The organism is Achromobacter sp. ACRQX, assembly GCF_022346505.1.
Taxonomy (GTDB): Bacteria; Pseudomonadota; Gammaproteobacteria; order Burkholderiales; family Burkholderiaceae_B; genus Achromobacter; species Achromobacter animicus.
Genome location: NZ_JAKRML010000057.1, coordinates 1 through 8,948, shown reverse-complemented (window position 1 = coordinate 8,948; position 8,948 = coordinate 1). Strand labels below are relative to the sequence as shown.

Below are 8,948 nucleotides of genomic sequence, written 5' to 3'. Positions count from 1 at the left end.
GGTGGAGAAGTCGCCGCGCGACAGCAGCAGGGCACGGCGGAAGTTTTCTTCCATCATGGGACCCAGCACCAGGCCCAGCAGCTTGAGGATCACGCCATACAGCACGACGGAGCCCACCACCAGGAAGACGATGCGCCAGTCGAACTTGTCGACGTGAGTTTCATGGGCTTTCTTGGACAGCGAGCCAAGCAGCACGATGGCGCCGAGCAATGCAAGAACAATGCCTAGCCAGAAAGGAAAGTACCCTGGGCCCATTCGGGCAGCAGTACCCATTTGGTAGCTGCTGGCCTGCCAGGCGAATCCCAGTCCGAGAGCGATGAACATCACCCCCGACCAGAAATCCTGTCGATTGCGTAGCTGCATGATTGGTTGGCTCCTGTTTACAGCATGTAGATAAAAGAGGTTTGTAGCCGGATGGACGCTCGCCGAAAGGCGAGTGACAGGCACAAAAAAGGCACTTCGGGGTGCCATTAATTATTCTGAAAGCGACGTCGTGGTTTCTTGAAAGGCCGAATGGTAATGGACGCCCGCCACGCTGCAAACCCTGTAAGGTCTGTGAAAGGCTGGGGTTTTCCCTAGAATTGGGGAACTCCCGATCCCCGTTTGTAACGCGGTCAGAAGTTTGAGGGCTTTTTGAAAGCTAAGTGAAAGTTTATAGAAAGATTCACGAAAGCCGGATCGGCCGGATGCGGCAATTTCGACGGATGGGGACTTTTCTTGGCAGGCAAGAGCCGGTAACCTTCGCGCGCCAAAACCCAACCGTATTTCCTACTGAATATTGCCGGGTTTCTCACCTTGCGTGAAGAGGCCCGGTCCAACCCAGGATGGTTTACGATAGCGCCCATGCTGCAAGATCTAGACCAACTCGCCGCCCGAATCGGGCAACTGGTGCAACGCACCCGCCAACTCCACGCCGAGCGTGACGCGTTGCGTCTCCGCCTGAACGACTTCGAAGCCGAGCAGCGTGTGCTCAAGCAGCGCGCTGCTGATCGCGAGGCCGAGGTCGTCACGCTGCAAAGCAAGCTTCAAGATAACGACGGCGCCGTCTCGGCCATGCTCGAGGACGCCAAGCGGGCAGAAGCCGCGCTGCGCGAGCAACTCGTTCGCGAGACCGCCGAGCGCCAAGCGCTCGAATCGCGCTTCGCCGCGCGCGAAAGCGAACTGCAGGGCAACTTGCAATCGCGCGACACAGAACTACAGCGCTTGCGTGTGGCCGCCGCTTCGGCCCGCGAGCGCATCGACGCCGTCCTGGCCCGCTTGCCGGGTGCGCCGTCCGGAGAGCAACACTAAATGGAACGTGTAGACGTATCGATCCTCGGCCGTGAGTATTCACTTGCGTGCTCCGCCGAAGAAAAGCCCACGCTGCTGGCTGCCGTGCGCCATGTCGATCAGCTCATGCTGCGCATCCAGGGCACGGGCAAGGTTTCCAGCAACGAACGCATCGCTGTGATGGCTGCATTGCAGATCGCTGGCGAGCTGCTTGCAATGAAGGCGCCGGACGGTCCGCTGGGCGGTTTGGCGGTCGGCGACTTCAAGCGTAGAATTGAGGACATGAACGCAGTACTCGATGACGCCTTGTCGGGTCAGGAAAAACTGCTCTAACGTTCATAAGCTGCATTCAAGATTTTCAAGTTTGTCCCTGCCGTGTTCGTGACTAGGCCATACATTCTCTGAACCTATGTCTTTTTGGCATATTGGTTGCGGGAGTGCAGAGCTGGAGTGATTGTCTCTTGCAGACGAACCCGATGCTCTTCGGAACGCGACCACCTTGAACCTCAGGGTTCGAGATGCCGGCCTTGACGGCACAGGCGGGGCATCTATCCCAGCGGACCTGCCATGGAGCAGGTCCGCGTCGGGTGCCTCTCGGCAATTCCCCTTCGTCCTCCCACATAGGACCAGTCCATGTTCAAACACCCCGTTTTTTCGCTCACCAGGCTTGGTGCGGCGTGCGCAGCCGTGGCCGCCATCGCTGTGGCCCAACCCGTTTTCGCTCAGGCTCAGGCGCCCGCACCGGCGGCCGCTGCCGAGTCCGCCGCGAACCGTTCGCCGGAGCTGACCTTGCAAGCGATGGCCTCGTCCGAGGTCAAGCAGGACACCGTCCGCATCGCCCTGTCCGCCGAAGTCGAAGCGCCGGATCAGCCGACCGCCGGCCAGAAGCTGACCGCTGCGCTGGAAGACGTGGTCAAGCGCGCGCGCGACACCAAGGACGTGGAAGTGCGCACCAGCAACTTCAACGTCTGGCCCAACATGAACAACAAGGGAAAGATCGCCTCGTGGCGCGGCCAGGGCGAGATCGTGCTGGAATCCAAGGACTTCGCGGCTGCCGCGGCCCTGGCTTCCAAGCTTTCCGACAAGACCGCCATTTCCAACATCAGCTTCTCGCTGTCGGATGCCGCGCGTGAAGCCGAAGAGCGCAAGCTTCTCAAAGAAGCGGCGCAGGCCTTCAAGGACCGCGCATTGGCCGCAGCCAACGCGTTCGGTTTCTCCGGCTACCGCCTGTCCAAGCTGGATCTCGGCGGCTCCGGCGCTGCCGCGCCGATGCCGCGCATGATGGGCGCGGCCATGGCGAAGGGCGGTTCCTTCAGCAGCGCCGACGTCAGCGTTCCCCTTGAAGCAGGGAACGTGACTGTCAGCGTCGCCGTCAACGGGACGATCGTTTTGCAGTAAGGCTGAACATGATGGCGCCCAAGGCGACCATCGGCAGGGACAGCCACTGTCCCATGCTCAATCCACCCGCGAGCAGACCCAGGAAGTTGTCGGGCTCGCGGGTGAACTCCACCAGGAAGCGGAACGTTCCATAACCCATCAGGAACAATCCGCTCACCTGTCCCAGCGGGCGCGGCTTGCTCGAAAACCACCACAGCAGCGCGAACAGCACGATGCCTTCCAGGCCCAGCTCATAGAGTTGCGAGGGATGGCGGGGCAGGCCGTCGCCGCTGTCGGGAAACACCATCGCCCACGGCACATCGGTGGGACGGCCCCACAACTCGCCATTGATGAAGTTGCCCAGCCGGCCGAAACCCAGGCCCAGCGGAATCAACGGCGCGATGAAATCGCTGATTGCAAAGAACGGCAGGCCCTTCTTGCGCGCAAACAGCAGCATCACCAGGATCACGCCGATCAGGCCGCCGTGGAAAGACATGCCGCCCTGCCACAGGTACAGCACTTCCAGCGGATGCGAAAGGTAATAGCCTGGCTTGTAGAACAGCACATATCCCAGCCTTCCCCCCAGCACCACGCCCAGCACGCTATAGAAGATCAGGTCTTCCAGGTCCCGCACGTTCAGCGATGTGGTGTGCCCGCTCTTGATGCGATGCCGGCCCAGCAAATACACGAGCGCGAAGCCCGCCAGGTACATCAGCCCATACCAATGAATGGCGAGCGGCCCGATCTGCAGGGCGATGGGGTCGATTTTTGGATATTCCAGCATGTTCTGCCCGACACAATAAAGTTGAATGATAATAACCGGCGAGCACTGAAGATTCGCATGCCAAGCGAGCCAGCTTCCCCGGGTGCGTTCGCCATGTCCGCGCCCCGACGGCCGACAGGAGACACTGACCATGCCGCACAACGAACGTTCCCGCCACATTACCGAAGGCGTCGCGCGCGCACCCAATCGCGCCATGTACTACGCACTGGGCTACAAAGAAGCAGATTTCCAGAACCCCATGATCGGCGTGGCCAACGGCCATTCGACGATCACGCCCTGTAATAGCGGCCTGCAACGGCTGGCCGACGCCGCCATCGACGCGATCCGCGCGTCACGCGCCAATCCGCAGGTGTTCGGCACGCCCACCATTTCCGATGGCATGTCCATGGGCACCGAAGGCATGAAGTACTCGCTGGTGTCGCGCGAGGTCATCGCCGACTGCATCGAAACCGCCGCGCAAGGCCAGTGGATGGACGGCGTCGTCGTCATCGGCGGATGCGACAAGAACATGCCCGGCGGCATGATCGCCTTGGCGCGCACCAACGTGCCGGGCATCTATGTTTACGGCGGCACCATCAAGCCGGGCCGCTACAAGGGCAACGATCTCACCATCGTGTCCGTGTTCGAGGCCGTTGGCGAGTACACCATGGGCCGCATGCCCGAAGAAGATTTCAAGCAGATCGAGAAATGCGCGATTCCCGGCTCGGGCTCCTGCGGCGGCATGTACACCGCCAATACGATGAGCTCGGCATTCGAAGCCATGGGCATGAGCCTGCCGTATTCCAGCACGATGGCCAACGAAGACGAGGAAAAGGTCACATCGGCCGCCGAGTCCGCGCGTGTGCTGGTCGACGCGGTCAAGCGCAATCTGCGCCCGCGCGACATCATCACGCGCGAAGCCATCGAGAACGCGGTGTCCGTCATCATGGCCACGGGCGGCTCCACCAACGCGGTGCTGCATTTCCTGGCCATCGCGCACGCCGCTGAAGTGCCGTGGACTATCGACGACTTTGAACGCATCCGCCGGCGCGTGCCCGTGCTGTGCGACCTGAAGCCGTCCGGCAAGTACGTGGCTACCGACCTGCATCGTGCCGGCGGCATTCCGCAAGTCATGAAGCTTCTGCTCAACGCGGGCCTGCTGCATGGCGATTGCATCACCATCACGGGCAAGACCATCGCGGAAACGTTGGTCGACGTACCCGACGTGCCGCGCGCGGATCAGGACGTCATCATGCCGATCGATCGCGCGCTCTATCCGCAGGGGCACCTCGCTATCCTGAAGGGAAATCTCTCGCCGGAAGGCTGCGTCGCAAAGATCACTGGGCTGAAGAACCCCGTCATCACGGGACCCGCACGCGTGTTCGATTCCGAAGACGACGCGATGACGGCCATCATGGCGCAGCAGATCCGCGACGGCGACGTCGTCGTCATCCGCTACGAAGGCCCGAAGGGCGGTCCGGGCATGCGTGAGATGCTGGCGCCCACGTCCGCGCTTGTGGGGCAGGGGCTGGGCGAAACCGTGGGTCTCATCACAGACGGCCGTTTTTCCGGCGGCACCTGGGGCATGGTGGTGGGCCACGTCGCGCCCGAAGCGTACGTGGGCGGTCCCATCGCCCTCATCCAGGAAGGCGATTCGGTTACCATCGATGCCCACAAGCTGCTGCTGCAGCTCAACATCAGAGACGAAGAGATGGCGTCTCGTCGCCAGGCCTGGGTCCAGCCCAAGCCGCGTTATACACGCGGTGTGCTTGCCAAGTTCGGCAAGCTCGCCAGCACCGCCAGCCGTGGGGCAGTAACCGATGCGTTTGAAGATTAGTCTGTTGTTGGCCGCGGCCGGCGCCCTGGGCGCTGGCGCGGTGCATGCGCAAACCACTGGCCTGGATCTGGCCAAGAGCAAGGCCTGCATGGCCTGTCATCAGGTGGAAGCCAAACGGGTCGGGCCGCCCTTGAAGAGCGTGGCGGAACGATACGCGGGGCAGGGCGACGCCATGGTGGATTACCTGGCGGGCAAAATCCGCGGCGGTGGCCGCGGCGCCTGGGGCGCGGTGCCCATGCCCGCCCAGACCCACGTCACGCCTGAAGACGCCCGTGCTTTGGCCGAATGGATCTTGTCGCTGGCGCCGGCAAAGCAGTAGCCTTATTCTTATGCCCCGGCACCAAGCCGGGGGCGCCGGCCGCGCGCAGCGGCCGTCTACAGCAAAGGAATCGTCATGGCAGAACAACCATCACCGGGCAATGAAGTCGCCGTACTTGGCGGCGGTTGCTTCTGGTGCGTCGAAGCAGTGTTTGTCGATCTGCGCGGGGTCAAGAGCGTCTTGCCGGGCTACGCGGGCGGACACGTCGACAATCCCAGCTACGAACAGGTCTGCGGCAAGGACACCGGCCACATCGAAGTCGCGCGCATCGAATTCGATCCGGCCGAACTCTCTTACAGCGATCTGCTGCGCGTCTTTTTCGCCACCCACGATCCCACCACCCCGGGTCGCCAGGGCAACGATATCGGCCCGCAGTACGAGTCCGCCATCTTCTGGCAGAACGAGTCGCAGCGCGAGCAGGCCGAAGCCGTCATCGCCGAGGTCGAGGCGCAGAAAGTCTACGATGCGCCCATCGTGACCAAGCTGCTGGCGCCGGCGCATTTCTGGCAGGCCGAGGACTATCACAGCAATTATTTCGCCTTGCATCCCGAGCAAGGCTATTGCCAGTTTGTGATTGCGCCCAAGGTCGCCAAATTCCGTAAGCAATTCCAGGATCGCCTGAAGCGCTGAGCGGCGGCAATCGTTTCGCGTGACTGAAGGCCCCGCTCGGCGGAAAGCGTTCCGCCGATCAAAGCGGGGCCTTCTCGCATGTGGGGCTTTTTTCCACGCGGTGCTTTTCCCGATGCGTCGCGAGTCAGATTGACGATCGCCCAAAGAAAAACCCCGCTTCGCAGCGGGGTTTTGGGCAAGCTTGGTAGACGCACGCCTGGCGCCCGTCTGCAAGCCTTATTCCACGGTCTTCACAACGCCACGGCGCATCTGGTCCAGCTCGATGGATTCGAACAGGGCCTTGAAGTTGCCCTCACCAAAGCCGTCGTTGCCCTTGCGCTGGATGATCTCAAAGAAGATCGGACCGATCTGGTTTTCGGTGAAGATCTGCAGCAGCAGTCCGCCGTCCGGCGCGCCATCCAGCAGGATCCGGTTCTTCTGCAGGCGATCCACGTCTTCGCCGTGGTTCGGCATGCGGCGATCCAGCAGTTCGTAGTAGGTCTCCGGCGTGTCCAGAAACACGACGCCCGTCTCGCGCAGCGCTTCTACCGTCGCATAGATGTCATCGGTCGCCATGGCGATGTGCTGGATGCCTTCGCCGCGGTACAGATCCAGGTATTCCTGAATCTGGCCTTTCTCGTCGGTGCCTTCCTCGTTGATGGGAATGCGGATATTGCCGCAAGGCGACGTCATCGCCTTGGACTTCACGCCCGTCACCTTGCCTTCGATGTCGAAGTAGCGCACTTCGCGGAAGTTGAACAGGCGCTCGTAGAACTCCGACCATTCGGCCATGCGGCCCTTGTGCACGTTGTGCGTCAGGTGGTCGACCAGCGTCAGGCCCGCGCCGTGCCAGTTGACGTCGGTCTGCGCATTGGCCGGATCCAGCGGAATGAAGTCCACGTCGTAGATGCTGATGTCACCAATGCCGCCGTGGCCTTCCTTGCCGGCCCAGCGGTCCACCAGATAGATCAGCGAATCGCCAATGCCCTTGATGGCAGGAATGTTCAGTTCCATCGGCCCGCTATGGGAATCAAAGCCCCACGCGCCCAGTTCCAGCGCACGCTTGTAGGCGGCGTTGGCGTCCTGCACCCGAAAGCCAATCGCACAGATCGACGGGCCATGCAGGCGAGCAAATCGTTGAGCGAAGGAATCGGGCTCGGCGTTGATCAGGAAGTTCACGCCGCCTTGGCGGTACAGCGTCACGTCCTTGTGGCGATGCTTGGCAATGGCCTTGAAGCCCAGCAACTCAAACACCTTGCGCAGCGCGGCGGGGTCCGGCGCGGCATATTCAATGAACTCGAACCCGGCGGTGCCCATCGGGTTGTCCCAGGGTTGGAAAGCGCTGCTCATAAGTCTGCTCCCTTGCATGTTTTGTGAGGACGACTTGTTATTCAAGTCTAGACGCAGATTGTAGGTACGAAGGCCGGGCAGACAATTGCAAAGATGGCGCGAAAGGCAGTGACTTGAGCAATAATAATGCTCGTTTTCGAATCAGAGGGGTTGAAGATGTCCGGAATTGAGCTAGACAGGACAGATCTAAGGATTCTGGCTGAACTGCAGCGCGACGGACGCCTCAGCAATCAGGAGTTGGCGGACCGCGTCTCGCTGTCGCCCAGCCCCTGCCTGCGCCGAGTGCGGCGTCTTGAAGAGCAGGGCTTCATCAAGAAATACGTGGCGCTCATCGACGCGGCCAAGGTAGGCCTCGGGCTGCTCGCGTACGTCAATATCCGCCTGAACAAGCACAGCGGATCCAGTCACGCACCCATGAGCGACTTCGCACGCGACGTCCAGCTCTGGCCGGAAGTCGTCGAGTGCTACGCCATGTCCGGCGACATGGACTATCTGCTTCGCATCCAGGTCGCCGATCTGGCGCACTTCTCGCGCTTCGCCATGGACACCCTCATGCGCCACCCGGCGGTGGTGGACATGCGCTCCTTCTTCGCGCTCCAGCAGATCAAGGAAACGACGGAGCTTCGTATATAGACTCACTGAGCGGGGCGGCTGCCGCCGTCGAAGCCATCCCCGTGCCTTCTATATATATAGAGACGAGCCCGCACGCTCTATATAGATAGGTATCGAAGAACGCCGGCTCAGCGGCTTGCCCGCGACTGCGTCCCCAAAAAGAATCACATTTCTGCAAAATGGGTGTCATGCTGATCGCACACGCCAAATTTCTGTGCTATAGTCTCGCTCCTTCGCTGCTCCAACAGTTTTGAACAGCGAAGCCAAGCAGGTGCAACAGGTTCGTGGGTTTTCCCGGCCTGCCGCAAAGGCAGTCAGAAATGAGGCCAAGCGGTTATTGCAAAGATCGGCGCAAATCAGGCAGAAGCCAGTTGCAAGATCTGCAAAAATTGTGCTATAGTCTTGGGCTTGGCTGGTGATGATGAATCAGGGTTTACCCGAATCGATGTTTCAGCCACCTGTGCGGTAACCAGCCTTCGGGTTTCCCGGGGCCGCTTGAAAGTTGAGCGGGGTTGCAAGATGCGGTGCAAATCAGGCAGAAGCCAGTTGCACAATCTGCAAAAGCTGTGTTATAGTAGAGGGCTTGGCGGTTGCCGAAAAATTAGGGTTTACCCTGACGTTTCGATAGTCGCTAAGCGCTGAGAAATCAGCGCCTCGATTTTGAAGTTAAGTAGTACAGAATTTAGCAGTGCCGCTCTTTAACAATTAAACAACCGATAAGTGTGGGCGCTTGATGCGAGTGCAGCGGTTTGGGTTTCGGCCTGAATCGCAAGCACAAGAAATCAAGTGCTCACTAGAAGTGAAGTACCTTA

Annotated in this window: 10 protein-coding genes and 1 other RNA gene; 8 read left to right on the top strand and 3 right to left on the bottom strand. The window is 60.6% G+C overall.

The genetic code is table 11. The annotated features are described in order from the left end of the window. Nucleotides 1-363, bottom strand: a 363-nt coding sequence (locus tag MHZ91_RS28095; RefSeq protein ID WP_239216578.1) for a tripartite tricarboxylate transporter TctB family protein, incomplete at its 3' end; no start/stop codon positions are given. Between the two features lie 480 nt (nucleotides 364-843). Between MHZ91_RS28095 and MHZ91_RS28090 the strand changes: the two genes are divergently transcribed. The 4 genes from MHZ91_RS28090 (at nucleotide 844) to MHZ91_RS28075 (ending at nucleotide 2,667) form a co-directional block, all read left to right on the top strand. Further along, nucleotides 844-1,290: a hypothetical protein gene (locus MHZ91_RS28090; protein WP_239216577.1), complete on the top strand. Its 447-nt coding sequence runs from the start codon at nucleotides 844-846 to the stop codon at nucleotides 1,288-1,290. Then, nucleotides 1,291-1,602, top strand: coding sequence for a cell division protein ZapA (locus MHZ91_RS28085; RefSeq protein ID WP_076518838.1), 312 nt, complete (start codon nucleotides 1,291-1,293; stop codon nucleotides 1,600-1,602). It begins immediately after the preceding gene. Between the two features lie 31 nt (nucleotides 1,603-1,633). Then, nucleotides 1,634-1,819: non-coding RNA, 6S RNA (gene ssrS, locus MHZ91_RS28080), on the top strand. A gap of 83 nt (nucleotides 1,820-1,902) precedes the next feature. Then, nucleotides 1,903-2,667, top strand: a complete 765-nt coding sequence (locus MHZ91_RS28075; protein ID WP_239216576.1) for an SIMPL domain-containing protein — start codon at nucleotides 1,903-1,905, stop codon at nucleotides 2,665-2,667. Here MHZ91_RS28075 and lgt read toward each other — a convergent pair. Beyond that, a complete protein-coding gene (lgt, locus tag MHZ91_RS28070) occupies nucleotides 2,642-3,430 on the bottom strand; it encodes a prolipoprotein diacylglyceryl transferase (protein ID WP_056327922.1) in 789 nt (262 codons plus the stop codon). The genes MHZ91_RS28075 and lgt overlap by 26 nt on opposite strands. Before the next feature lie 130 nt (nucleotides 3,431-3,560). Between lgt and ilvD the strand changes: the two genes are divergently transcribed. The 3 genes from ilvD to msrA all read left to right on the top strand — a co-directional run bounded on the left by ilvD (nucleotide 3,561) and on the right by msrA (nucleotide 6,195). Beyond that, nucleotides 3,561-5,246, top strand: coding sequence for a dihydroxy-acid dehydratase (ilvD, locus tag MHZ91_RS28065; protein ID WP_218342113.1), 1,686 nt, complete (start codon nucleotides 3,561-3,563; stop codon nucleotides 5,244-5,246). Continuing rightward, nucleotides 5,230-5,565: a c-type cytochrome gene (locus MHZ91_RS28060; protein ID WP_175125326.1), complete on the top strand. Its 336-nt coding sequence runs from the start codon at nucleotides 5,230-5,232 to the stop codon at nucleotides 5,563-5,565. The genes ilvD and MHZ91_RS28060 overlap by 17 nt, the downstream gene beginning before the upstream one ends. 75 nt (nucleotides 5,566-5,640) lie before the next feature. Continuing rightward, nucleotides 5,641-6,195, top strand: coding sequence for a peptide-methionine (S)-S-oxide reductase MsrA (msrA, locus tag MHZ91_RS28055; protein ID WP_175125324.1), 555 nt, complete (start codon nucleotides 5,641-5,643; stop codon nucleotides 6,193-6,195). Between the two features lie 216 nt (nucleotides 6,196-6,411). On the opposite strand, the gene hppD is transcribed toward msrA, so the two are convergent. Beyond that, nucleotides 6,412-7,524 carry a 4-hydroxyphenylpyruvate dioxygenase gene (gene hppD, locus MHZ91_RS28050; RefSeq protein WP_239216575.1) on the bottom strand — a complete coding sequence of 371 codons (1,113 nt, stop codon included), beginning with the start codon at nucleotides 7,522-7,524 and terminating at the stop codon, nucleotides 6,412-6,414. A 156-nt stretch (nucleotides 7,525-7,680) separates the two neighbouring features. On the opposite strand from hppD, the gene MHZ91_RS28045 reads away from it, so the two are divergent. Beyond that, a complete protein-coding gene (locus tag MHZ91_RS28045) occupies nucleotides 7,681-8,157 on the top strand; it encodes an Lrp/AsnC family transcriptional regulator (protein ID WP_056566859.1) in 477 nt (158 codons plus the stop codon). The last annotated feature ends 791 nt before the right edge of the window (nucleotides 8,158-8,948 follow it).

Bases quoted from the DNA above. Each gene is read 5' to 3' on its own strand.
- MHZ91_RS28090 (WP_239216577.1), top strand. From the start codon at position 844: ATGCTGCAAGATCTAGACCAACTCGCCGCCCGAATCGGGCAACTGGTG.
- MHZ91_RS28085 (WP_076518838.1), top strand. From the start codon at position 1,291: ATGGAACGTGTAGACGTATCGATCCTCGGCCGTGAGTATTCACTTGCG.
- MHZ91_RS28075 (WP_239216576.1), top strand. From the start codon at position 1,903: ATGTTCAAACACCCCGTTTTTTCGCTCACCAGGCTTGGTGCGGCGTGC.
- lgt (WP_056327922.1), bottom strand. From the start codon at position 3,430: ATGCTGGAATATCCAAAAATCGACCCCATCGCCCTGCAGATCGGGCCG.
- ilvD (WP_218342113.1), top strand. From the start codon at position 3,561: ATGCCGCACAACGAACGTTCCCGCCACATTACCGAAGGCGTCGCGCGC.
- MHZ91_RS28060 (WP_175125326.1), top strand. From the start codon at position 5,230: ATGCGTTTGAAGATTAGTCTGTTGTTGGCCGCGGCCGGCGCCCTGGGC.
- msrA (WP_175125324.1), top strand. From the start codon at position 5,641: ATGGCAGAACAACCATCACCGGGCAATGAAGTCGCCGTACTTGGCGGC.
- hppD (WP_239216575.1), bottom strand. From the start codon at position 7,524: ATGAGCAGCGCTTTCCAACCCTGGGACAACCCGATGGGCACCGCCGGG.
- MHZ91_RS28045 (WP_056566859.1), top strand. From the start codon at position 7,681: ATGTCCGGAATTGAGCTAGACAGGACAGATCTAAGGATTCTGGCTGAA.